This window comes from Pseudomonas sp. NPDC090201, from assembly GCF_044746825.1.
Lineage (GTDB): Bacteria > Pseudomonadota > Gammaproteobacteria > Pseudomonadales > Pseudomonadaceae > Aquipseudomonas > Aquipseudomonas putida_AD.
This window is the reverse complement of the sequence record NZ_JBIVCX010000005.1, coordinates 63,421-85,745: the sequence shown is the minus strand read 5'-3', so window position 1 is coordinate 85,745 and position 22,325 is coordinate 63,421. Positions and strand designations below refer to the sequence as shown.

At 61.8% G+C, this 22,325-nt stretch carries 20 protein-coding genes; 8 read left to right on the top strand and 12 right to left on the bottom strand.

The genetic code is table 11. The features are described from left to right. Positions 1–83 precede the first annotated feature (83 nt). Positions 84–1,862, top strand: a complete 1,779-nt coding sequence (locus ACIPOO_RS16785; protein WP_400608629.1) for an acyl-CoA dehydrogenase C-terminal domain-containing protein — start codon at positions 84–86, stop codon at positions 1,860–1,862. 245 nt (positions 1,863–2,107) lie between these two features. On the opposite strand, the gene ACIPOO_RS16780 is transcribed toward ACIPOO_RS16785, so the two are convergent. Beyond that, on the bottom strand, positions 2,108–3,016 hold the full coding sequence (locus ACIPOO_RS16780; RefSeq protein WP_400608628.1) for a LysR family transcriptional regulator: 909 nt from the start codon (positions 3,014–3,016) through the stop codon (positions 2,108–2,110). 162 nt (positions 3,017–3,178) lie between these two features. Between ACIPOO_RS16780 and ACIPOO_RS16775 the strand changes: the two genes are divergently transcribed. Further along, a complete protein-coding gene (locus ACIPOO_RS16775; protein ID WP_400608627.1) occupies positions 3,179–3,835 on the top strand; it encodes an aminotransferase class III-fold pyridoxal phosphate-dependent enzyme in 657 nt (218 codons plus the stop codon). Between the two features lie 173 nt (positions 3,836–4,008). Next, complete coding sequence (locus tag ACIPOO_RS16770; protein WP_274131500.1) at positions 4,009–4,170, top strand: YqaE/Pmp3 family membrane protein; 162 nt, start codon at positions 4,009–4,011, stop codon at positions 4,168–4,170. Between the two features lie 206 nt (positions 4,171–4,376). Here the strand turns inward: ACIPOO_RS16770 and ACIPOO_RS16765 are convergent, their stop codons facing one another. The 10 genes from ACIPOO_RS16765 to ACIPOO_RS16720 form a co-directional block, all read right to left on the bottom strand. Next, a complete protein-coding gene (locus ACIPOO_RS16765) occupies positions 4,377–6,203 on the bottom strand; it encodes a prolyl oligopeptidase family serine peptidase (RefSeq protein WP_400608626.1) in 1,827 nt (608 codons plus the stop codon). Further along, positions 6,169–7,371, bottom strand: coding sequence for a pyrroloquinoline quinone biosynthesis protein PqqE (gene pqqE / locus ACIPOO_RS16760; RefSeq protein ID WP_400608625.1), 1,203 nt, complete (start codon positions 7,369–7,371; stop codon positions 6,169–6,171). The genes ACIPOO_RS16765 and pqqE overlap by 35 nt, the downstream gene beginning before the upstream one ends. Beyond that, positions 7,343–7,618, bottom strand: coding sequence for a pyrroloquinoline quinone biosynthesis peptide chaperone PqqD (gene pqqD / locus ACIPOO_RS16755; RefSeq protein WP_400608624.1), 276 nt, complete (start codon positions 7,616–7,618; stop codon positions 7,343–7,345). Before pqqD ends, pqqE begins: the two co-directional genes overlap by 29 nt. Then, complete coding sequence (gene pqqC / locus ACIPOO_RS16750; RefSeq protein WP_400608623.1) at positions 7,615–8,370, bottom strand: pyrroloquinoline-quinone synthase PqqC; 756 nt, start codon at positions 8,368–8,370, stop codon at positions 7,615–7,617. Before pqqC ends, pqqD begins: the two co-directional genes overlap by 4 nt. Before the next feature lie 137 nt (positions 8,371–8,507). Next, the gene (pqqB, locus tag ACIPOO_RS16745; protein WP_400608622.1) at positions 8,508–9,419 is read right to left on the bottom strand and encodes a pyrroloquinoline quinone biosynthesis protein PqqB; all 912 of its coding nucleotides are present in this window, start codon (positions 9,417–9,419) and stop codon (positions 8,508–8,510) included. A gap of 98 nt (positions 9,420–9,517) precedes the next feature. Further along, positions 9,518–9,589 (bottom strand): pyrroloquinoline quinone precursor peptide PqqA, encoded by a 72-nt coding sequence (pqqA, locus tag ACIPOO_RS16740; protein ID WP_008365141.1) that lies wholly within the window; start codon positions 9,587–9,589, stop codon positions 9,518–9,520. Between the two features lie 174 nt (positions 9,590–9,763). After that, complete coding sequence (gene pqqF, locus ACIPOO_RS16735) at positions 9,764–12,169, bottom strand: pyrroloquinoline quinone biosynthesis protein PqqF (RefSeq protein WP_400608621.1); 2,406 nt, start codon at positions 12,167–12,169, stop codon at positions 9,764–9,766. Positions 12,170–12,351: 182 nt separating this feature from the next. After that, the gene (locus ACIPOO_RS16730; protein WP_400608620.1) at positions 12,352–13,152 is read right to left on the bottom strand and encodes a carbon-nitrogen hydrolase family protein; all 801 of its coding nucleotides are present in this window, start codon (positions 13,150–13,152) and stop codon (positions 12,352–12,354) included. Between the two features lie 10 nt (positions 13,153–13,162). Further along, positions 13,163–14,857: an NAD(P)/FAD-dependent oxidoreductase gene (locus tag ACIPOO_RS16725; RefSeq protein WP_274131488.1), complete on the bottom strand. Its 1,695-nt coding sequence runs from the start codon at positions 14,855–14,857 to the stop codon at positions 13,163–13,165. 118 nt (positions 14,858–14,975) lie between these two features. Then, positions 14,976–15,437: an Lrp/AsnC family transcriptional regulator gene (locus ACIPOO_RS16720; RefSeq protein WP_274131486.1), complete on the bottom strand. Its 462-nt coding sequence runs from the start codon at positions 15,435–15,437 to the stop codon at positions 14,976–14,978. A gap of 263 nt (positions 15,438–15,700) precedes the next feature. Between ACIPOO_RS16720 and ACIPOO_RS16715 the strand changes: the two genes are divergently transcribed. The 5 genes from ACIPOO_RS16715 to ppk2 all read left to right on the top strand — a co-directional run bounded on the left by ACIPOO_RS16715 (position 15,701) and on the right by ppk2 (position 20,876). After that, the gene (locus tag ACIPOO_RS16715; RefSeq protein ID WP_274131484.1) at positions 15,701–16,705 is read left to right on the top strand and encodes a 2-keto-3-deoxygluconate permease; all 1,005 of its coding nucleotides are present in this window, start codon (positions 15,701–15,703) and stop codon (positions 16,703–16,705) included. Further along, positions 16,702–17,991 (top strand): four-carbon acid sugar kinase family protein, encoded by a 1,290-nt coding sequence (locus ACIPOO_RS16710; RefSeq protein WP_274131482.1) that lies wholly within the window; start codon positions 16,702–16,704, stop codon positions 17,989–17,991. The genes ACIPOO_RS16715 and ACIPOO_RS16710 overlap by 4 nt, the downstream gene beginning before the upstream one ends. Continuing rightward, on the top strand, positions 17,984–18,985 hold the full coding sequence (gene pdxA, locus ACIPOO_RS16705; RefSeq protein WP_274131480.1) for a 4-hydroxythreonine-4-phosphate dehydrogenase PdxA: 1,002 nt from the start codon (positions 17,984–17,986) through the stop codon (positions 18,983–18,985). The genes ACIPOO_RS16710 and pdxA overlap by 8 nt, the downstream gene beginning before the upstream one ends. A gap of 54 nt (positions 18,986–19,039) precedes the next feature. Next, positions 19,040–19,810, top strand: a complete 771-nt coding sequence (locus tag ACIPOO_RS16700) for a DeoR/GlpR family DNA-binding transcription regulator (RefSeq protein ID WP_400608619.1) — start codon at positions 19,040–19,042, stop codon at positions 19,808–19,810. Positions 19,811–19,964: 154 nt separating this feature from the next. After that, the gene (gene ppk2, locus ACIPOO_RS16695) at positions 19,965–20,876 is read left to right on the top strand and encodes a polyphosphate kinase 2 (RefSeq protein WP_274131476.1); all 912 of its coding nucleotides are present in this window, start codon (positions 19,965–19,967) and stop codon (positions 20,874–20,876) included. Between the two features lie 369 nt (positions 20,877–21,245). On the opposite strand, the gene ACIPOO_RS16690 is transcribed toward ppk2, so the two are convergent. Further along, positions 21,246–22,292 carry an FUSC family protein gene (locus ACIPOO_RS16690; protein ID WP_400608618.1) on the bottom strand — a complete coding sequence of 349 codons (1,047 nt, stop codon included), beginning with the start codon at positions 22,290–22,292 and terminating at the stop codon, positions 21,246–21,248. Positions 22,293–22,325: the final 33 nt, after the last annotated feature.

The window sequence follows — 22,325 nt, the reverse complement described above, 5'->3', positions numbered from 1 at the left end:
TCGGGATCAACTGACACATTGACGTCGCAAGATGAGCGCGATGTCTTTTCCCGGGTTATCTGCTGCTGTTTGCGAGGTTTGCCATGGCTGACTACAAAGCGCCGCTGCGCGATATGCGCTTCGTCCTCAATGAAGTGTTCGACATCTCCTCCCTCTGGGCCACGCTGCCTGAATTGGCCGAGGTGGTGGATGCCGAAACCGTCGAGGCCATTCTCGAGGAAGCGGGCAAGGTCACCAGCAAGTCCGTCGCGCCCCTGAGCCGCGCCGCCGATGAAGAAGGCTGCCACTGGAAAGACACCGTGGTGACCACGCCGGCCGGTTTCGTCCAGGCCTACAAGACCTATGCTGAAGGCGGCTGGGTCGGTGTGGGCGGCAATCCCGAGTTCGGTGGCATGGGCATGCCCAAGGCCGTTTCGGCGCAGGTCGAGGAGATGGTCAACTCGTCGAGCCTGGCTTTCGGCCTGTACCCGATGCTGACCTCCGGCGCCTGCGTGTCGATCAACACCCATGCCAGCGAAGCGCTCAAAAGCAAGTTCCTGCCCAACATGTATGCCGGCATCTGGGCCGGCTCCATGTGCCTGACCGAAGCCCACGCCGGCACGGACCTGGGCATCATCCGCACCAAGGCCGAGCCCCAGACCGACGGCGCCTACAAGATCAGCGGCACCAAGATCTTCATCACCGGCGGCGAGCACGATCTAACCGAAAACATCATCCACCTGGTGCTGGCAAAACTGCCGGACGCGCCGGCGGGCCCGAAAGGTATCTCGCTGTTCCTGGTGCCGAAATTCCTGGTCAATGACGACGGCAGCCTGGGCGCGCGTAACACCGTCTCCTGCGGCTCCATCGAACACAAGATGGGCATTCAGGCTTCCGCCACCTGCGTGATGAACTTCGATCAGGCAGAAGGCTACCTGATCGGCGAGCCGAACAAGGGCCTGGCGGCGATGTTCACCATGATGAACTACGAGCGCCTGGGCGTCGGCATTCAGGGCCTGGCATCGGGCGAGCGTTCGTACCAGAACGCCATCGAATACGCCCGCGACCGTCTGCAAAGCCGTGCGCCTACCGGTGCCCAGTCCAAAGACACCATCGCCGACCCGATCATCGTGCACCCCGACGTGCGCCGTATGCTGCTGACCATGAAGGCGCTGAACGAAGGCGGCCGTGCGTTTTCGACCTACGTAGCGATGCAACTGGACACCGCCAAGTACAGCGATGACGCCGATACCCGTCAGCGCGCCGATTCGCTGGTGGCGCTGCTGACGCCGGTGGCCAAGGCGTTCTTGACCGATGTCGGGCTGGAAACCACCGTTCACGGCCAGCAGGTGTTCGGCGGCCACGGCTACATTCGTGAATGGGGCCAGGAGCAACTGGTGCGCGATGTGCGCATTACCCAGATCTACGAAGGCACCAACGGCATCCAGGCGCTGGATCTGATGGGGCGCAAGGTCGTCGCCAGCGGCGGGGCTTTCTACAGATTGTTCAGTGACGAAGTGCGTCAGTTCATCGATGCATCCGACGCGAATCTGGGTGAATTCACCAAGCCGTTGGGAACCGCTCTTACCACCCTCGATGAATTGACCGACTGGGTTCTGGACCGTGCGCGCAGCAATCCGAACGAGATCGGCGCTGCTTCTGTCGAGTATCTGCACGTGTTCGGTTATGTGGCTTACGCCTACATGTGGGCGATGTCGGCAAAAGCGGCGTTGGGCAAAGAGGCGCAGGAAGATTTCTACGCCAGCAAGATGGGCACCGCACGTTTCTACTTCGCGCGTCTTTTGCCGCGAATTCAATCGCTTGCAGCGTCGGTGAAAGCTGGCAGCGAATCCCTGTACCTGCTGGACGCAGCGCAGTTCTGAGTCCGTCGCACTCGTGTAAGCATTTGCTTACACGACGTTCTGGCATTTAGCTCTATCGCGGAATCGGATCCAAGTTTAATCTACACACATGGACGTCGCGCAGGATGCGCAAACAGACAACATGGACACGTAGGGAATACCTGCCAGGACGGCGGGACGAAAGGGAAGTCACAGGGAAACAGTCTGGAAAACCTCGCTTAGGCGGGGTTTTCTTTTATCTGCGCCCTGCAAATTCTCGCCCATGCTCACGTCCCTGCAAACGGTGGGGGGTTGGGATTCTCCACCTCATCGAGCACCGATTTGAGCAATTCCAGAGTCGCCTGCTGTCTTTGTGCATCCCGATACACCAGGCCAATCTGCAGCGGCACCCGCGGTTCGCTCAACGGCTTCCACAACAGCTCGACATCTTCCTGAATATTCTGCGCCCGCCCGGGCAACACCGTCGCAAGCTTCATGTGGGTGAGGCTGTCGAGAATGCCCGCCATGTTGTTCAGCTCGGCCTGCACATGGGGGCGGCGACCGAGGTTGGCCAGTTGGCTCTGCCAGATCTGCCGCACCTGAAACTCTTCGCCCAGCAACAGCATCGGCATCTCCGCCGCCTGGCTCATCGACACCTTCTTGAATTCACGCAGCGGATGACTGGCCGGGATGACCAGCTTGAGTTCGTCTTCGTACAGCAGCATGCCGTGCAAACCCGGCTGACGCGGCGGCAGGTAACTGATGCCGATGTCGAGCGAGCCGTTGAGCAGGCGGCGCTCGATCTCCATCGCGCTCAATTCATAGATCTGCACCACCAGATGCGGCTGGGCCTTGCGCACGTGTTCGAGCATTTGCGGCACCAGACTTGAGTGCACGGTCTGCATCACCCCGATGGCCAGGGTGCGCTGCGACTGACCCTTGAAGTTGCGCAGCGCATCCCGCGCCCGCTGCATGCCTTCGAGCAGCGGCACCGCGTGGTTGTAGAGGGTGTGCGCGGCCAGCGTCGGCAGCAGGCGTTTGCTGCTGCGTTCGAAGAGGCTGACGTCAAGGCTGTGTTCAAGCAGGCGGATCTGCTGGGAGAGTGCAGGCTGAGAGAGCGAAAGGCGCTCGGCAGCGCGTCCTACATGGCCTTCTTCATAGACCGCGACGAAATAACGCAGTTGGCGGAAATCCATAAGCAATACTTATCGAAATGGCTGGAAAATCGAAATGGTCGTTTCGGCTGATGGCCCTTAGTCTACGCGCAACTCACGAGGGTTACAGAGCGATAACACGCGATGACAAGTGCTGGTGCCAAGGGTGTTTACATAGGTAAAGCGAAAAATCCGGATCAGGGTTTGGGTCACTCGCTTCTATCGCCTCTGCAGCGCCTGCGTCTTCGCACCGGCTGTGATGAAGCCGGCCTGTTCGCCACTGAATCCGACGCTTGTGCGGCAGCGATGACGCTGGCCCGCAAATGGGGTGAGCGGCATCGGCGCGGCAAGTGTGGTGTGGTGCTCGCTAGCGGCGGACGATTCGACGGGCTGATCGAATCGATGGCCTCGGACTGTTCTAGTGTGCCGTTCAACGACTTGGCTGCGCTGGATGCGGCTGTCGATTCCGCCACTGTTGCCATTGTGCTTGAGCCGATTCAGGGGCAGAGCGTCGTGACACCTGCCTTTCAGGCTTATGTACAAGGTGTGGCCAAGCTGTGCCGCGAGCTGAACATCCTGCTGATTCTCAATGATGCCCGTGGCTCGACCGGGCAGCAGGGCGGGTTGCTGTGCGAAGAGGCCTATGGCATCAGCGCCGATATCGTGGTGCTGGGCGACCATTCCAATTGCAGCCCCCGCAGCGCGGCGTTGCTGGTCCGCGGCCATGCCTGCACGGCTGATCTCGACAGGTTGCCAGGCTTTGTGCCGGAGCCGGTTTCCCACCATGCGCCAAGGCCCGCGCCCAGATCTCAACCCAAGGCAGCGCCGTATATCCAGGCTTTGCACGGTCTGTTGGCATAACCGAATACCGTCTTGCGTTTTGTACGCCTCGCCCCGCACCGGATCTCTGGGAGCGGGGCGCTTTTTTTCCGGGGTGATGGCTTGATGACATGCGATGTTGAACCCCGCCAACGCGCCAGGGTCGATTAGCTGTGTGGGCCATACAGGCCTCTTATCGATCAGGAGCTTCACCCATGGACATCATTCGCATCATCGTCGCCATCCTGCTGCCACCCCTGGGCGTGTTCCTGCAAGTCGGATTCGGCGGCGCGTTCTGGCTGAATATCCTGCTGACGTTGCTGGGTTATTTCCCGGGGATCATTCACGCGGTCTACATCATTGCCAGCCGTAAGTAACAGCCGCGCTTAGATCTTCCCGTCTTCATCCGGCTTGCGGGCGATCGCGATCATGAGGCCGCCCCCGCCGGCAAGCCGTGCTGCTACGGGATGAGAGGTGACCATTCAGAGATTTTCGGCGAACGCTTCGTAGCAGCACGGCTTGCCGGCGGGAGCGATCTTGAATCCGCCACGCCGGCAAGCCGGACTGCTACGGTCCGGGTTTCTCAGCCGTCGATCACCTTGCGATAAAACGCCCATTCGCTTTCCAGCGCATGGGCAAGGTTCTCGGCCTTGCGGAAACCGTGGCGTTCTTCAGGGTAAAAGTGGCCTTCTGCCGGAATGCCCCGTTCCCTCAGCGCGTCGAGCATGTCGCGGGTCTGGGCGGGGACCACCACCGCGTCCAGCTCGCCCTGAAAGAAGATCACCGGCACCTTGATTCTGTCAGCATGTAACAGCGGCGTGCGTTCTTTGTAGCGCGCCATGTCGATGTCCGGATCGCCGATCAGCCAGTCCAGATAATCCGCCTCGAACTTGTGGGTCGCTTCGGCCAGGGCCAGCGGATCGCTCACGCCATACAGGCTGGCACCTGCACGAAACACATCCTTGAACGCCAGCGCACAGAGCGTCGTGTATCCACCCGCGCTGCTGCCACGGATAAAGGCCTTGTTCGGGTCGATCAGCCCGCGTTCGGCTAGATGCCCGACCACGGCGCAGGCGTCTTCGACGTCCACCGCGCCCCACTCCAGAAACAGCGCCTGCCGATACGCCCGGCCGTAACCGGTGCTGCCGCGATAGTTGAGGTCGGCCACGGCAAACCCGCGCTGGGTCCAGAACTGGATGCGCGGGTCCAGCACCGGGTAGCAGGCTGAGGTCGGCCCGCCATGGACGAACACCACCAGTGGCGGTTTCGCGTCGCCGTTCATGACCGGATAGAAGTAGCCGTGTGCCTCGCCCGAGCCGCTTGGATAGCGCAAGGTCTGCGGGCGGCTGATGCGCTCGGCGGGCAGGGGCGTGACACCGCCTGCCAGCAACTGGACGGTTTTGTCCTGTCGATCGATGGCGATCACGGCCGCAAGGCTGACTGCCGACGCAGCGATGCAGTAGATGTACTGATCATCCATCGCCAGGCTACGAAAACGGCTGTAATCGCCGCTGAAATCGTCCACCGAGCCGTCAGTCCTGTGCAGGCCAAGCACACCAACGCCATTCTCCGACCAGGTGGCCAGGTAGCCATTATTACCAGTCGGCAGCCAGCTCGAAGCGCCCATTTGCCAAGGCGCGCCCGCGTGATCGGCCTTGGCGGCGGGCAGGGCCATGAAGCCGTCCAGTGTCTCGACCCAGGGCTGCCAGAACCCGCCCCGGTCGGTAATGCAATACAGCGTGCCTTGCTCGTCGAAACGCGGTTGCTGCAACGCTTCGAGCCCCAGCCCGCCCGCCAGGCAGTGCGCGCGTCCCCACGTACCATCAGCCAGACGCTCGACACTCAACAGCCGCGTCGAAGTCCAGGGCTGGTGCGGGCGCCACCACTCGATCCACACCAGCCGCTCGCCATCGGGGCTCAGGGTGGGCGCCGCATAAAAGTCCGCGCCCTCTGCCAGCACTTCACGCCTGCCATCTGCCAGGTCAATGCTCACCAGACGGTGCGTGTCCTGATCCTCTTCCACGGCGAACACCTGGCCGCGGGCAACGCTCAGGTCGGCAAAGCGCCTGTCACCCTGGGTCAGTGGCTGCGGGGTGATGGAGTCAAACGCCTGGAGGTAGAGCTGCTGGTCGGCCTCGTTGACGAACACCAGTGCGTCGTCAGTCAGGCTGAACGACCCGCCGCCGTACTCGTAGACACGGGTGCGGACGCTGAAACCTTCGGGCGTCAGGCAGGAGGTGAGGCCGTTGTGCCAGCGCCAGATGCGCGAGGCGGCATCCTGCGGGCGAAATTCGATCCAGAAAAGGCCGGCGGCGCTGACGCTCAGCTCGGAGAAATCAACGCCTGCCGCCACAGCCTGGGCGGCAGAGAACAGATCAGGATTTGGCGATGAGCCGTGAGTTTCGTTCATTGCGAAAAGCCAGTTGCTCGATGGTCTGGCTAGCATACTCGGCTTCGTCGCGGGCTTGGGTGATCAGCCCGTGGTGCTGTGATTTGCTGCACACAGGGTCTGCGTTGCTGGCATCGCCCGTCAGCATGAAGGCCTGGCAACGGCAGCCGCCGAAATCCTTTTCCTTTTCATCGCAGGAGCGGCACGGCTCGGGCATCCATTCGTAACCGCGAAAGCGATTGAAGCCGAAAGACTCATACCAGATGTGTTGCATGCTGTGATCGCGCACATTGGGAAACTGGATCGGCATCTGCCGCGCGCCGTGGCAGGGCAGGGCGGTGCCATCCGGCGTGACGGTCAGGAACAGGTTGCCCCAGCCGTTCATGCAGGCTTTCGGGCGCTCTTCGTAATAGTCGGGTGTGACGAAAATCAGCTTCACCGGGTGATTCTCGGCGGCAAGCTTCTCCCGGTATTCGTTGGTGATGCGTTCAGCGCGCACCAGTTGATCCTTGGTCGGCAGCAGGCCGACGCGGTTCAGGTGCGCCCAGCCGTAGAACTGGCAGGTGGCCAATTCGACGAAGTCCGCCTCCAGCGCCACACACAGCTCGATGATCTTGTCGATGCGGTCGATGTTGTGCCGGTGGGTCACAAAGTTGAGCACCATCGGATAGCCGTGTTTTTTCACTGCACGGGCCATTTCCAGCTTCTGGGCGAAGGCTTTTTTCGAGCCTGCGAGCATGTTGTTCACTTGCTCGTCGCTGGCCTGGAAGCTGATCTGGATGTGGTCCAGGCCGGCTTCCTTGAAATCGATGATTTTCTGCTCGGTCAGGCCAATGCCGGAGGTAATGAGGTTGGTGTAGAACCCCAGCCGCCGCGCTTCGGCGATCAATAGCGAGAGATCCTGGCGCACCAGCGGCTCACCGCCGGAAAAGCCGATTTGCGCCGCGCCCATTTGCCGGGCTTCGGCCATGACCTTGAACCACTGTTCGGTCGTCAGCTCCTGCCCTTGCCTGGCGAAGTCCAACGGGTTGGAGCAGTACGGACATTGCAGCGGGCAGCGGTAGGTCAATTCCGCGAGCAGCCACAGCGGCAGCCCGACCGGTGGCGTAGGCGGGATGTGCACCTTGGATTCGCCTGACACGGGGGCTTGGGTTGCAGCGTCAGGCAAGCTCGATCCAGTGTTCTGCACGCGCGACCTCCATGAATTGCTCGACATCGCTGCCAAGCTCGGGAACGCCGGGGAATTTTTCGTCCAGCAGGGCAATGATCGCACCGACGCTGCGTTTGCCGTCGATCAGCCCGCCAATTTCAGCAGCGCTCTCGTTGAGCTTGATCATGCCTTCCGGGTACAGCAGCACATGGCCATTCTGCGCCGGTTCGAACTGGAACCGATAGCCACGGCGCCAGGCGGGGACGTGTTCGCGATTGAAGCTCATAGCTCGATACCTTTGTGCCAGACACGCTGGTCAGTGACGCTGTGATAGGGCGGGCGGTGCAGCTCGTACGCCATGCTCATGGCATCGAGCATGCTCCACAAAATGTCGAGTTTGAACTGCAGAATTTCCAGCATGCGCTGCTGGCCTTCCCAGGTCGTGTAGTGTTGCAGCGTGATCGCCAGACCATGCTCCACGTCGCGTCGAGCCTGGCCCAGGCGGGTGCGGAAATATTCGTAGCCGGCCGGGTCGATCCACGGGTAATGCTGCGGCCAGCTGTCGAGGCGGGACTGGTGGATCTGCGGGGCGAACAGTTCGGTCAGGGAGCTGCTGGCCGCTTCCTGCCAATTGGCGCGGCGAGCGAAATTCACATAGGCATCGACGGCGAATCTTACGCCTGGCAGTACCAGTTCCTGCGAGCGCAGTTGGTCAGGGGCCAGACCGACCGCCTGGCCCAGGCGCAACCAGGCTTCGATGCCGCCGTCTTCCCCGGGGGCGCCGTCGTGGTCGAGCAGGCGCTGAATCCACTCGCGACGAATCTCGCGATCCGGACAGTTGGCCAGAATTGCCGCATCTTTCAGGGGAATGTTCACCTGGTAATAGAAGCGATTGGCGACCCAGCCCTGAATCTGCTCGCGGGTGGCGCGGCCCTCATACATCGCCACGTGATACGGGTGATAGATGTGGTAATACGCGCCCTTGGCACGCAGGGCCTGTTCGAATTCGGCGGGGGACAGCGGCGTGTTTTCGCTCATGTCGTCACTCTTCCTGAAGAATTTCCGCAGATCCTGTGGGAGTGAGCTTGCTCACGAATGCGATCTGCCTGCGCCAAATGGGCTGGCTGACCTGACGCCTTCGTGAGCAAGCTCACTCCCACAGTTTATTCGCGTCGTTAAAGCTCGATACTCATGCCATCGAAGGCCACTTCGACTTCGCGGCGGGCCAGTTCCGCGCGCTCGGGCGAGTCTTCGTCGAGGATCGGGTTGGTGTTGTTGATGTGGATCAGCACCTTGCGCTGGCGTGGCAGTTTTTCCAGCACTTCGAGCATTCCGCCTGGGCCATTCTGCGCCAGGTGGCCCATTTCGGTCCCGGTGCGCGTGCCGACGCCGCGCCGCTTCATCTCGTCGTCGTCCCACATCGTGCCGTCCACCAGCAGGCAGTCGGCGCCGCTCATCTTTTCCATGAGGGCATCATCGACCTTGCCCAGGCCCGGTGCGTAGAACAGCTTGCCGCCGGTCCTGAGGTCTTCGACCATCAGCCCGATGTTATCGCCCGGGTGTGGGTCGAATCGGTGCGGCGAGTAGGGTGGCGCCGCGCTGCGCAGAGGAAACGGCGTAAAGCGCAAGTTCGGGCAAGCCGGAATCACGAAGCTGCCTTGCAGTTCGATGCGGTTCCACACAAGGCCACCGTTCCAGTGCTTGAGCATGTTGAACAGCGGAAAACCGGTGGTCAGGTCTTCATGGACCATGTCGGTACACCACACCTGATGCGGGCAACCCTCGCGCAGGCTCAAGAGGCCTGTGGTGTGGTCTATCTGGCTGTCCATCAGGATGATTGCGCTGATGCCGGTGTCACGCAGGCCGCGATTGGGCTGCATGGGGGCAAAGCCTTGCAGTTGCGCGCGGATGTCGGGGGAGGCATTGCACAGCACCCAATTCACGCCGTCATCTGACAGGGCAATGGATGACTGAGTGCGAGCGTGAGCCCGCAGGCTGCCGTCACGAAAGCCTGCGCAATTGACGCAGTTGCAGTTCCATTGGGGGAAACCGCCACCTGCAGCGGAGCCGAGAATCTGGATGTGCATGGGTACTCCGTGCCGATTGGCCGCCTGCCGGGCCAGAAAAATCTTGAGTGCTGGAACAAAAAAGCCCCGGCGAACCGAGGCTTATCACCGCGCAAACATTAACGGCTTGCGAAGTACATGGTTACTTCAAAGCCGATGCGCAGATCAGTGTAAGCAGGTTTAGTCCACATAAAAGACTCCTTCTGGGTTAATGCAACGGTGGGTGGGTACATCTTTAGTACACCTACGAGAGGAGACGTTCAAATGCTTAGGCAGCTATGTTACTAAAATTTACTCCGGCTCAATGATGAAATATCCGATAAAGATTTTTACAGATCAGGCAACGATGGGTTCGCTGCAGCCAGCTAGACGTGTGGGTTAGGGCGGTTTGCCAGGCAAAGGCGGGCCGTCTGAGGTAGCGCTATCCGACTGGCGGCATCCCGCAGCATCGCTGGGGTCAAATGTGCAAACGAATGTTGCAGCCGCTTGAGGTAATCCTGGGGGTGCCCGCACAGGTGCGCCTGCCAGAGAAGCTCGGCCGCTGCGGGGATTTCCATGGCGCCAGGGTCCGTCTGGCCGGCCAGCGTTGCGAGCTCCGCAGGCAGGTCTGCTTGCGCGACCAGCTCAGGCAAGGTTTGCAGGAATGTCTCGATGTGTCCGACCAGTTGTTCAACGTCGGCGCTGGGAGATTGCACGCCAAATAGCAGCCCGCCTTGCCCGGCAATCTGTCGGAAACCGCTGAAAACTGCGTAGCCCAGTTGCATTTCCACCCGAAGACGTTGGTAGAACGGCGCCTGAACCAGGTGGGCGAATAGCCGCCAGACGGCCTCATCCTCAATGCTGTTCGAAGGCGTCGGATAAAAAAGCAGCACAGCATTTTCAGAAGAGTCCGACGGCTCGCTGCGCCAGCGCTGGCCTGGGATCTGGGCAGCCGGTTCTATCGGCGCGTTATCCGGCTTGCCGGGCACCTGTTGCAGGGTGTGATTCAGCGCCGTGCCGACCCCTGTGGCAAAACCGCCCCAGCGCGAGCTGGCCCAGACGCTCTGCAAGTCGTTGGTTTCCGTGGTAAGCGTACTGTTCAAAAAGTGATCAGCAAGGGTGGCGAGCAACTGACGGATTGGAATGGGGGCGGGTTCTGTCAGCGGCTGACCGTATCTCGCCAGGGTTTGCTCATCGGGACGGGAGAGCAATTGCAGGGCTTTTTCCAGCACGGCCGGCACAGGTTCGGCCAAGCCACTCAATTTAAGTTGCCAATAGTTGCCGTAGGCCGTGAATGCCAGCGTGACGCCTGCCTGCTGGGCGTCTGCGGTCAGGGCCTTGAGGCTGTCGTTGAGCATTCGATGCAGCATCGGCTGCGGCGCGGGGAGGGTCCAGCGCAGGTAGAGGGCGGCCTCGCCGGTCATCGGCAGGGCGTCGCTGAATGTCATGGCAGGCAGCGTAGTGGCCGTGCTGATCGGCGTGGATGGCGCGCGCAGGAACGGGTTGGCCTCAGGCAAGCGCCAGTTGATCTCGCCCAAGGCCATGGATGGCAAATTGACCGGAGCTGTGAGTTGGTCGAGAAGGGCGTCGATCGCGTTATCGTTCAAGTCCGTTGGCTGGGCGCTGTAGTGTCGGGCCAGGGGCAGGGCGGTGCTGACGGCGAGGCGACGTTGTTCCAGCCGCGTGTGCTCGCCGAGCAGGTTGCGGTGGTGGGTTTTGAAGAATGTCAGCCAACTGCGGATCAGGCTATGGATCTGTGTTGCCTGGTCTGGCGTTGTCGCGGGCAAGCGCGCTCCTACAGGGTGTGCGCGATCTTCTGTAGGAGCGCGCTTGCCCGCGACGGCGTCAGAAAGCGCGATCTCAATCTCCAGCAACACCTGCCCGCCAAACGCATACACCACCTGAGCCTTCAACGAGTCGACCAACCCCCGCTCCCGCAATTGCGCGACCAGCCCGCCCGGTTGCGTATTGTTCATCCAGGTGCAGAGGAAGGCCGCAGCCTGTTCGTGCCCCTCGGGCAGCCCTTCGCACGGGAACATCAGATGAATCTGACGCTGATCGGTATCGGTCGGGTATTCGCGCTGGTCATCCATCAGCGCTGGGGGCAGTTGTTGCTTAACCCGACTGCCCTTTGTGAAATACCCGCCATGGGCCCGCGCCAGAGCCTCCAACTCATCTAGCGGCTGCGGCCCGGCGAGGCTGAGGGTCATCTGTCCGCCCTGGTAGAAGGTACGATAAAAATCCTGCAGCGCCTGCTGAAATGCCTGACGCGGGACCGGCAAGCTGAAGCGATTACCAGCGTGGAATCCGCGCAAGGGGTGCAGAGGCGACAACGGCTGCAAGCGCCTGAGTTGTTCCCGTGATGCGGCATCCCGCGACCAGGCGATGAATTCTGCGTGCAACACTTCCCTTTCCCGCAACTGATCGTCCAGCGTCATACGAGGATGCGCGAGCATTTCGCACAGCCGCGCAAGCCCTCCGGCGAATGCAGCAGGCGCCAGCTCAAAGAAAAAGTCGGTGGTGCGTTCGCGAGTGCTGGCGTTGAGTTGCCCGCCATGACGCTGAACGTAGGCCATCAGCTTCTGATCGGCAGGAAATCGCTCCGTGCCGAGAAAGAACAGGTGCTCAAGAAAGTGCGCCAGCCCTGGCCATTGCGGCGCCACATCATGGCTGCCCGCCGCCACCCGCAGTGCCGCTGCAGAACGCTTCAGGCGCGGCGCACAGCACAGCTCCACCCGCAGGCCGTTGGGCAGGGTCAGGGAGCGGTGGGTGGTTGCGTCGGGTGCAGGCATGACGATTTCCGCAGTCGCGTAGGAAAGTGAAGGGTCATGCTAGCGGATTACAGAACAGGCGGCATGTATACAGCGGTCCGTAGCAGCACGGCTTGCCGGCGGGGGCGGTGTATCAGTACTTAATGCAGTGACTGACACACCGCTCCCGCCGGCAAGCCGTGCTGCTACGGGTGAGGTGTTACTCAGGGTTTGCTCAGCCCTGAATAGAAACCGGGGCGTCGGTCCTTGAAGTAGGTGTTGATCGCCTGGGATTCGCTCATGGCCTGCCGATCCAGATCCGCCACCACCAGGGCTTCCTCGTGCCCCGCCAGCCCAACCTGCTTGCCGTCCGGCGCGCAGATGCTGCTCAGTCCGCAGTAATGAATCGGGCCTTCGCTGCCGCAGTAGTTGGCGTACACCAGATAGCACTGGTTTTCGAACGCGCGCGCACGCACGGTGACTTCGGCGACGAAATCGTACGGCTCCATGTTGGCGGTCGGTACCAGAATCAGGTTTACGCCTTCCAGCGCCAGCCGCCGGGTGTTCTCGGGAAATTCCACGTCATAGCAGATCAGGAAACCCAGCTTCCAGCCGTCGAATTCCACAACCGGAAAATGCTCCTCTCCTGCACTGAACATCGACTTGTCCAGCTCACCGTAGAGATGTGTCTTACGGTAATTGCAGAGGCGTGCACCTTTGGCGTCGATCAACTGCACCGAGTTGAAGACCTGATCGTTCTCGCCCAGCTCCGGATAGCCATACAGAATCGCCACGCCAGTCGCCTGGGTGATGGTGGCGATGGCTTGTGCTGCCGGGCCGTCGCTACGCTGGGCCAGTGAGCGTGCGGCCTGCGCGCCGATGTTGTAGCCACTGAGAAACATCTCCGGGCAGACCAGCAGCGCAGCGCCTTGGGCCGCCGCTTCGATCGCCTGGGTATTCAGGCGCTGCAGGTTGCCGCTGATGTCCAGCGGCAGGGGTGGGCATTGGTACAAAGCGACGCGCATGGAGAGCCTCTTATTCCGGCAACACGACCGGGCCGATTTCGTGGAAAACGTCACCCGGCCCCGGGTTCTCGGCGTGGGTCTTGCCGCCGAAGTGGGTCATGATGCCCCACACCGCGTTGAGCGAGGTCTGCACCGCGCCCTCGACCCAGGCGGGCGTCCATGACACGTCGTCGCCGGCGATGAAAATGCCGCGCTGATCGTCAGGCATGTCCTTCTGCATGAAGTGCGCATACATCCGCTGGTTGTAGCGGTAGTGCCCCGGCAGTGCACCCTTGAAGGCGCCAAGGAAATGCGGGTCGGCTTCCCACGACACCGTGATCGGATCTCCGATGATGCGGGCGGCGATATCCACCTTCGGGTAGATCTTTTTCAGCGCGCCCAAGGCCAGGCTGACGCGCTTTTCCACTGGGTGCGGCAGCATTTTCAGCGCATCGCTCATCCATGAGTACGACAGACAAATCACGCCCGGCTTCTCGGTGCCATTGGCGTAGGTGCCGTTGTCGAACAGGTAGGTGCCGCGGGTCAGGCGGTCGGTCAGGGTCATGCTCATCAGGTCGCGGCCGGTTTCCGGGTCCTTGTCCTTCCAGAACGGGCGATCAACCATGACAAAGGTTTTCGACGACTGCATGTAGCGGGTGCGGTCCAGGGCCATCCACATTTTCTGCGAGAACAGCGACTCTTCGCATTCGATCTGGGTGGTCAGCAGCCAGCTTTGGCAGGTGGCGAGCACAGCGTCGTAATGCCGGGTGTCACCCCAGTTATCGGTGACGGCAAACTGGCCGTCGGCCGAGCGGGCAATGCGCTTGACCCCGGTACGCGGCGCGCCGTGGTGCAGGGTCGAGAGGCTGGTGCCTTCCGGCCAGTGAGCGCAACGTTCCGGCGCGTGACGCCAGATACCCAGCGGCACTTGCTCGACGCCGCCGACGATGAGGTGCTGGTGATCGTCGCAGTTGGTCATCACCACGCGAAAGATTTCCAGCATCGAGTTGGGGAAGTCCGAGTCCCAGCCGCCGGTGCCGAAACCGACCTGACCGAAGACTTCACGGTGATAGAACGACAGCTTGGCAAAGGCTTTGGACGTGGCGACGAAATCGTAGAAAGTGCGGTCGTCCCACAGCGGCACCAGCTTGTCCCACAGTTCCTTGAGGCGTGGCACGTCGCGGTCGCGGATGGCTTGCTGAATGTCGGCGAACTGCGCGCCATCTTCCAGCGCATCGGCCCAGGCGTCAGCCACTTCCTGAAACAGCGCAGGCAAGTCCGACAGTTTCTGTGCGTAGTGGGTAGCGCCTTCCAGGTCGATGACAGTGCTGCCAGAGGCTGCGGTCAGCGGGTTGGGGAAGGGTTTTGATTCAAGACCCAGTTTGTCGACGTAGTGGTAGAACGCCGTGGAGGACACCGGGAAGCGCATGCCGCCCAGCTCGGCAATGATGCCTTCGGCGCCTTCGAATTGCTGCGAGCGCAGGCGGCCGCCCATTTTCGAGGCTTCGTAGACGACCGGCTTGAGGCCCAGTTTCATCAACTCATAAGCCGCGACCAGCCCCGCGATGCCAGCACCGACGATGGCCACTTCCTTGCCGTGATTTTCCTGGGGAATGCTGCCCAGGCCGGCCGGGTGTTCGATCCAGTCGTCAAAGGCGAACGGAAAGTCCGGACCGAAAATCGTGATCGGTTTTTTGCCGTCGGCGGGGTGGCGATTGTTCTTCATGACTGACCTTGTTCGACTGTGGCGCGAAAGGGAAAGTCTAGATAACAGTTGAGACGTTAATAAGACGCAGAGTGTCGTCGTTGTGTAGATAAATCAGTCAAAATGACGAACTTTTTGGTCAGACCGGCTGCCCGCGATCGATCTTGCTGCTGAGGATGATCGAGGTGGTGGTCTTTTCCACGCCGTCGACGCTGCCGATCAGGTCCAGCAACTGGTCCAGCTGTTCGGGTGAATCGGTGCGCAGCCAGGCCACGTAGTCGAATTCGCCACTGACCGCGCACAACTGCTGAACCTGCGCCAGCGCGCTCAAACGCCGCAACACTTCCTTGCCCGAACGAGGCTGCACGGTGATCCCGACATACGCCTGCAGGCCGCCATCGACGACCCGCTGGCTCAGGCGCACGCCGTAGCCGGTGATGATCCGGGTTTTCTCAAGGCGCGCCAGGCGAGAGGTGACAGTAGTACGTGCGATCCCCAACTGCCGGGCCAGATTGGCGACCGGCTCGCGGGCGTTGATCTGCAGGGCCGCGATCAACTGGCGATCGATTTCGTCGAGAGCGGGAGGGCGGGTGTCGGACAAGAGAATCTCCATCAGCAAGCGGGCAATATTACCCGCTACCGGGATTTGTGTCCGACCTGCGCCGCGTGGCGCGCAGCTGCGGGCTTGTTTCTCCGCTCGTCTGCGCGAAATGAACATTTTATTGATCGAATTGCGCATTTATTTTGATTGGCATAAGCTCGTCTGAGCAAATCGATCACAAAGATGATCATTTCGCGCAGATTTGAGTGTTTAGCGCCTGCACCACACCCATTGCTGCAACCATAAAAATAAGGAGTATTCCCGTGGCCCAGATTCCAATTAAACGCACCATCGAACGTGTACCCGGCGGCATGATGATCGTGCCGTTGCTCATCGGCTCGCTGATCGCGACGTTTCTGCCTGACATGCCGAAGTTCTTCGGCTCCTTCACCAATGCGCTGTTCACCGGTTCGCTGCCGATCCTGGCGGTGTTCTATGTGTGCATGGGCGCGAGCATCGACGTCAAGGCCACGCCTTACCTGCTGAAAAAAGGCGGGGTGCTGTTTGGCACCAAGGTCGGCACTGCCATGGTGATTGGCGTGGTCATGGGTCACTTCCTGGGCGAGCAGCCGATCAGTTCCGGGGTGTTCGCCGGGCTGTCGACGCTGGCTGTCGTGGCGGCGATGAACGACACCAACGGTGGTCTGTACATGGCGCTGATGGGCCAGTACGGGCGTTCCGAAGACGTGGGCGCCTACTCGGTCATGTCGCTGGAGTCCGGCCCGTTCCTGACCATGGTCACCCTCGGCGTTGCGGGCCTGGCGGCATTCCCCTGGCCGACGCTGGTGGGGGCGATCCTGCCACTGATGCTGGGCATGTTGCTGGGTAACCTGGACCGCGAAATGCGCGACTTCCTGGCCAAGGCCGTGCCGGTGATGATTCCCTTCTTCGCCCTGGCGCTGGGTGCCAGCCTGGACCTGCACAAGGTCTGGCAGGCCGGCCTGCTGGGCATCGGCCTGGGCCTGGCCGTGGTGGTGCTGACGGGTATTCCGCTGTACTTCGCCGACCGTGCCACGGGCGGCACAGGTGTTGCCGGGATGGCGGCCGCCAACACGGCGGGTAACGCTGCGGCAGTGCCGGCGCTGGTGGCCGCGGCTAACCCTGTCTATACGGAGGCCGCGAATTCCGCGACTCTGCTGGTGGCGGCTTGTGTGGTGGTCACGGCTGTTCTGTCGCCGATTCTTACGGCGTCCGTCGCCAAGCGTCACAAAGAGCGTCACGCTGCAAAACAGGTGAAGGTCAATGCGCAGCAGGAGGCGGTGAGATGACATTGCTGATCATTGCCGATGATCTGTCGGGCGCGGCGGACTGCGCAATTGCCTTCGCCGGCGCCGGGCTGAGCACGGTGGTGACCCTCGATGCGTCCCATGACACCGGCGATGCCAGCGTGGTCGCCATCGACACCGACACCCGCCGCCTGTCTGCCGATGCAGCAGGTCAGCGCACGCTGTCGGCCTGGCAGGTGCTGCGCCGGCCCCGGCAGCACCTGTACAAGAAAATCGATTCGACCTTGCGCGGCAACTGGGCGGCTGAAGTCGCTGCCCTGCAACCCCAGGCGGGCCTTGCGATTGTCGCGCCGGCATTTCCTGCCACCGGGCGCACCACTCTTGAGGGCCGGGTGCTGGTCAATGGTCAGCCGCTGGAAACCACTGACACCTGGAAGCTGGAACATGCCGAGCGTTCGGCAGACATCGCCTCGATGCTCGAGGGTGAGGGCCTGCGCACTGCGAAGCTGAACCTTGAACTGCTGCGAGGCGATTCCATTGCATTGGTCAGGCACATTGCCGAAATCGCCGGCAGTGGCGTCGAAGCCTTGATCGTCGATGCGCAGACCACCGCCGATCTGCACGTTCTGGCCAGCGTTACCCTGCAGATGACTGAGGCGCTGGCGCTGTTCTGGGTCGGGTCCGGCGGGCTGGCGCGGGAAATCGCTGCGCTGTCTGAGCAGGTGGCTGTTCCTGCACAAGCCCCTGAGAAGTTCGCGCCGACGCTGGTTCTGGTCGGCAGCCTGTCCAGCGTTTCCGAACGCCAGTGCGCGCTGCTCAAGGAGCGCTCCGGCATCGGTGAACTGATTGTCCCGCCTGCCGTGTTGCGTCACGGCATGGCCCATGCGGACTGGGCCGGTTGGGAAATGCGCATCGGCCAATGTTTGCGTCGCGGCGAAGATCTGCTGCTGCGCATCGGCCGTGACGACGCATTCGATCCGGCCGAAGGTGCGCGCCTTTCGACGCTGCTGGCCGCGCTGGTCCGGCCGCACTTCGCCCATGTCGGCGGGCTGGTGGCCACCGGTGGCGAAACCGCCCGCGCCATGCTCGGCGCGGTGGGGATCGGCAGCCTGCAATTGCTCTGTGAAATCGAAGCGGGTGTTGCCTTTGGCCGCCCGATCGCAAGCCGGGACGGTCATCGTCCGGGCGTGGTGACCAAGGCCGGGGCGTTCGGCACCGATCACGCGCTCTACGCCGCCTGGCTGCATATGAACAACGCTGTAGCGCCTGTGGAATCGTCCGCAGGTCTTGTAACGAATCCTGCTCTACAAGGTAAGAATCATGAGTAATTATTTGCCAGTCATCGGTATCACCATGGGCGACGCGACTGGCGTCGGTCCTGAGTGCATCGTCAAGAGCCTCGCCCACGACGTGGTGTATCAGCAGTGCCGACCGCTGGTGATTGGCGATGCCGGGCGTCTGGAGCTGGCCAATGAAATCGTCAAGGGCAGCCTGAAGATCCGCCGTATCGACGACGCCTCCCAGGCCCTGTACGAAAAGGGCGTGGTGGATTGCATCGACCTGAACCTGATCCCGGCCGACCTGCCTTTTGGCGAGTTGTCACCCATTGCTGGCGACGGCGCCTACCAGTACATCGCCCGTGCGGTGAAGCTGGCCGAAGCCGGCGAGATCGACGCGATCTGCACCGCGCCGCTGAACAAGGAAGCACTGCATGCCGGTGGCCACAAATACCCCGGCCACACCGAGATGCTGGCCCACCTGACGAATGTCGACGAAGTGTCGATGATGCTGGTGGCGCCGCAACTGCGGGTCATTCACGTGACCACTCACATCGGCATCATCGATGCGATCCGCAAGATCGAGCCGGGCCTGGTCCAGCGCACCATCGAACGCGGCAACGCCACGCTCATCAAGTCCGGCATTGCCCGGCCACGCATCGGCGTATGCGGCATCAACCCGCATGCGGGCGAGAACGGCCTGTTCGGTTATGGCGAGGAAGAAGAGAAGATCATTCCGGCGGTCAAACTGTTGCAGGAGCAAGGTCTGGACGTGACCGGCCCGCTGCCGGCAGACACCCTGTTCTTCCGCGCTGGCCGGGGCGATTTCGACCTGGTGGTAGCGATGTACCACGACCAGGGTCATGGCCCGGTCAAGGTGCTGGGCCTGGAAGCGGGCGTCAATGTCACGGTGGGCCTGGAAGTGATTCGTACCTCGGTCGACCACGGCACCGCGTTCGACATCGCCGGTAAAGGCATCGCGGACGAGCGCAGCCTGCTCGAAGCCCTGCGCCAGGGCGCCGAGCTGGCGACGCGGCGGGGGTGAGGAGGTGTGGCCCGGTCGTGTAAGATCAGCGGCCTTCCCCCCACGAGGCCGCCCATGAAAGCCACCGACCGTCACCGCGCCATTCTCGAACTGGTTCGCGCCCGCGACACCAACGTCGAGCAATTGAGCGCTGCCCTGGGTGTGTCGGAGGCGACGGTGCGGCGCGACCTGACCATGCTCGCCAAGCAGCGCCACCTGGTGCGCACCCATGGTGGTGCCACTGCGCTGATCGGCGTGCATGAGCCGGAAGCCTCGCTGGAGGAACGCAAGTCCGCCCAGCGCGACCAGAAAGACGCCATCGCCAAGGCGGCGGCGATGCATGTCGAAGAGGGTGACACCGTGCTGCTCGATGGCGGCACCACCTGCGCGGCGCTGGCCTTGCACCTGTGCTCGCGGCAGAACGTACACGTGGTGACCAATAACCTGCTGGCAGTGATGACCCTGGCCAACGCACCGGGAATTCGTCTGACGTTGATCGGCGGTGACCTGCGCGGTTCGAGCATGAGCACCCTGGGCCCGCTGGCCGAGCTGACCCTCAGCCGCTTGAGCGTGGACAAGGCGTTCCTGGGCGCGGACGGCGTGGTGGCGGAGTTCGGGCTCTGCGAAGCCAGTGATCAGCAGGCCTATCTCAAGGAGTGCATCATCAAGCGCGCCGCCCAGGTGTTCGTGCTGGCGGATGTAGACAAGCTGGGTCGCGCCCGCCAGCAACACTGGACCCCCATCGAGCGCGAGTGGACGCTGATCACCTCCGGTGAGGCGGATGAGTCGTTGCTGGCGCCGTTCAAGGCGATGCAGCAGATCTCGGTGGAAACTGCAGACGCCTGAGCGCCAAAGGACCTGCGTTTACTGGCGTTCGTAGGCTGTTTCCTCAATATTTGTAGGACTTTTCCCTGCTGTCACCGCTTTGTCATTCAGCTGTCACTCCCGGCATGTCTAAATCGGCTCCCTGACCCTCTGAATCCACGCTGGGAGCCCTCTCATGAGTCTGGATATTTCCGAAACCGCCCGCTACATCCAAGCCGACATCCTCGACAGCTTCGACGAAGAACTGGAGATGGAGTACGACGACGCACGTCTTGACGGTCTGCTTGCGGACCTGGGTGAGGAAGTCCCTAAAGGCATCGACCGTCGCGTGTATTTCCGCGAACTGCTGCGCCTGCAAGGCGAGCTGGTCAAGCTGCAGGATTGGGTGGTCAGCCAGAAGCTCAAGGTGGTCGTGCTGTTCGAAGGCCGTGACGCGGCGGGCAAGGGCGGCGCGATCAAGCGCATCACCCAGCGCCTCAATCCTCGGGTCTGCCGAGTCGCCGCGCTGACCGCGCCGAGCGAGCGCGAGCGCACCCAGTGGTACTTCCAGCGCTACGTTTCGCACCTTCCGGCGGCGGGCGAAATGGTGCTGTTCGACCGTAGCTGGTACAACCGCGCGGGCGTCGAGCGGGTCATGGGGTTCTGCGATAACGAAGAATACGAAGAGTTTTTTCGCACCGTTCCCGAGTTCGAAAAGATGCTGGTGCGCTCGGGCATCATTCTCATCAAATACTGGTTCTCGATCACCGATGACGAGCAGTATCGCCGCTTCCTGATGCGCATCCACGATCCGCTGAAACAGTGGAAGCTCTCGCCGATGGACCTGGAATCGCGCCGTCGCTGGGAAGACTACACCCGCGCCAAGGAAGAAATGCTCACCCGCTCGCACACCGACGTGGCGCCGTGGTGGATCGTGGAGGCCGACGACAAGAAACGCGCGCGGCTCAACTGCATCCATCATTTGCTGGAGCAGATCCCGCGTGGTGAAGTCGAGGCACCGCAGGTGATCCTGCCTGAGCGCGAATACAACGCCAACTACCTGCGCGCCCCCGTGCCGCGCAACATGGTGGTGCCTTCGGTTTACTGAGGACCCTGCCTGCTGGCGGAGGTGCCCTCAAGATCGCTCCCGCGGGCAAGCCCGGCTGCTACGGGGCTTTGGGTGCCGCGTAGATTTGCGCCTCCCCCCGATCCCGTAGCAGCACGGCTTGCCGGCGGGGAGGCCCTCAAGATCAGCGCACATCTGTAGGAGCGCGCTTGCCCGCGATTGGGTCTATCAGGCGATGCAGAAGTGTTTGAATTTCCCTGCCTCATCGCGGGCAAGCGCGCTCCTACAGCTTCGGTCAGAGACACGTTTGGTGCTTCACCTCAACCCCGTAGCAGTCCGGCTTGCCGGCGTCGACGTTTTGAAGGTCGCCATCACCTCATAGGCGAACGGCTAGAGGCGGCGAGCTCGGAATCAGATCTTCCACTTCCTCGCCGTCTTCGCCAGACGCTGTTGCAGCCCTTCGAGGTTCAAGGCCAACTGCCGGTTCATCAACTGATAACCCAGCATTTCAGCCGAGGCTGCAGGCGCTTCCGGACCCACCGACAAGGATTCGGTCGGTCGCTTGAGGCGCTCTGTCGCGCCGCTTTGCAACGCGCGAGCCATGCCGATCAGCATGCGCCGGATACGCCGTTGTTCGGCGTCCAGGCCGGTCGCCCCCATGTCCGCCGGGCGAATATTGGAAAGAATTTCCAGGGTGCTCAGACACATCCGGAAATGCCCCTGAATCGCGTCCAGCTCCACCGCCGAGATCCTCACTTCCTTGGACACCGATGGCATCAGCGACCTTAACTGCAGCATCGTTGCGTTGAGCTTGGCGGTCAGTTTCAGATGCTCGTCAGCCGTGATCGACTGCCCGCTGCAAATGCGCTCGTACACCTTGGCGCAATTGCGCAAACCCTTGGCCAGGTTGTAGCGCCACGAGTACACCGCGTACAGCGGCAGGGCGAAAGAGAATGCCAGGGCCAGCACAATGCCGATCAGGATATCCACGGTGCGCCACAGCCCATCGGTAATCGGGTTGTCGCCATGGCCCGCAACGATGAACAGCGTAATGGCCGAGAGCAGCGCCGTGTAACCGCCCTTGCCGATGGCGTGATAGGCGAAGAACCCGCAGATCAGCGCCATGATGCAGTAGGTCAGCAGCGGCATGCCCAGGTACATCTGCTGCGCCACGACCATCAGCCCCAGCGCCGCGCCGATCAAGGTGCCATAGGCCCGCTCCACCGACTTCTTGCCGATATTGCCGTGATGCTGCAATCCGCCGATCACGATCAGCATCGTGACCGATGCCCATTCGCCGTGGGGCAGGTGAATGCCGGTGGTCAGCAGGATCGACACGATCAGCCCGACGACGATGCGGCCGGCGTGAATGTAGCGCGCGTACAGATAGCGGCGGTAAGGGTCCAGCAAAGGACGCAGCAGCGGGCGCAGAAAGGCGGGCAGGGAGAGGATATTCATGGGGTAACAGACCCTGAAAGTGGCGAATGTATC

Coding starts and splice junctions, on each gene's coding strand:
- ACIPOO_RS16785 (WP_400608629.1), top strand. CDS start 84: ATGGCTGACTACAAAGCGCCGCTGCGCGATATGCGCTTCGTCCTCAAT.
- ACIPOO_RS16780 (WP_400608628.1), bottom strand. CDS start 3,016: ATGGATTTCCGCCAACTGCGTTATTTCGTCGCGGTCTATGAAGAAGGC.
- ACIPOO_RS16770 (WP_274131500.1), top strand. CDS start 4,009: ATGGACATCATTCGCATCATCGTCGCCATCCTGCTGCCACCCCTGGGC.
- ACIPOO_RS16765 (WP_400608626.1), bottom strand. CDS start 6,203: ATGAACGAAACTCACGGCTCATCGCCAAATCCTGATCTGTTCTCTGCC.
- pqqD (WP_400608624.1), bottom strand. CDS start 7,618: ATGAGCTTCAATCGCGAACACGTCCCCGCCTGGCGCCGTGGCTATCGG.
- pqqC (WP_400608623.1), bottom strand. CDS start 8,370: ATGAGCGAAAACACGCCGCTGTCCCCCGCCGAATTCGAACAGGCCCTG.
- pqqB (WP_400608622.1), bottom strand. CDS start 9,419: ATGCACATCCAGATTCTCGGCTCCGCTGCAGGTGGCGGTTTCCCCCAA.
- pqqF (WP_400608621.1), bottom strand. CDS start 12,169: ATGCCTGCACCCGACGCAACCACCCACCGCTCCCTGACCCTGCCCAAC.
- ACIPOO_RS16730 (WP_400608620.1), bottom strand. CDS start 13,152: ATGCGCGTCGCTTTGTACCAATGCCCACCCCTGCCGCTGGACATCAGC.
- ACIPOO_RS16725 (WP_274131488.1), bottom strand. CDS start 14,857: ATGAAGAACAATCGCCACCCCGCCGACGGCAAAAAACCGATCACGATT.
- ACIPOO_RS16710 (WP_274131482.1), top strand. CDS start 16,702: ATGACATTGCTGATCATTGCCGATGATCTGTCGGGCGCGGCGGACTGC.
- pdxA (WP_274131480.1), top strand. CDS start 17,984: ATGAGTAATTATTTGCCAGTCATCGGTATCACCATGGGCGACGCGACT.
- ACIPOO_RS16700 (WP_400608619.1), top strand. CDS start 19,040: ATGAAAGCCACCGACCGTCACCGCGCCATTCTCGAACTGGTTCGCGCC.
- ppk2 (WP_274131476.1), top strand. CDS start 19,965: ATGAGTCTGGATATTTCCGAAACCGCCCGCTACATCCAAGCCGACATC.
- ACIPOO_RS16690 (WP_400608618.1), bottom strand. CDS start 22,292: ATGAATATCCTCTCCCTGCCCGCCTTTCTGCGCCCGCTGCTGCGTCCT.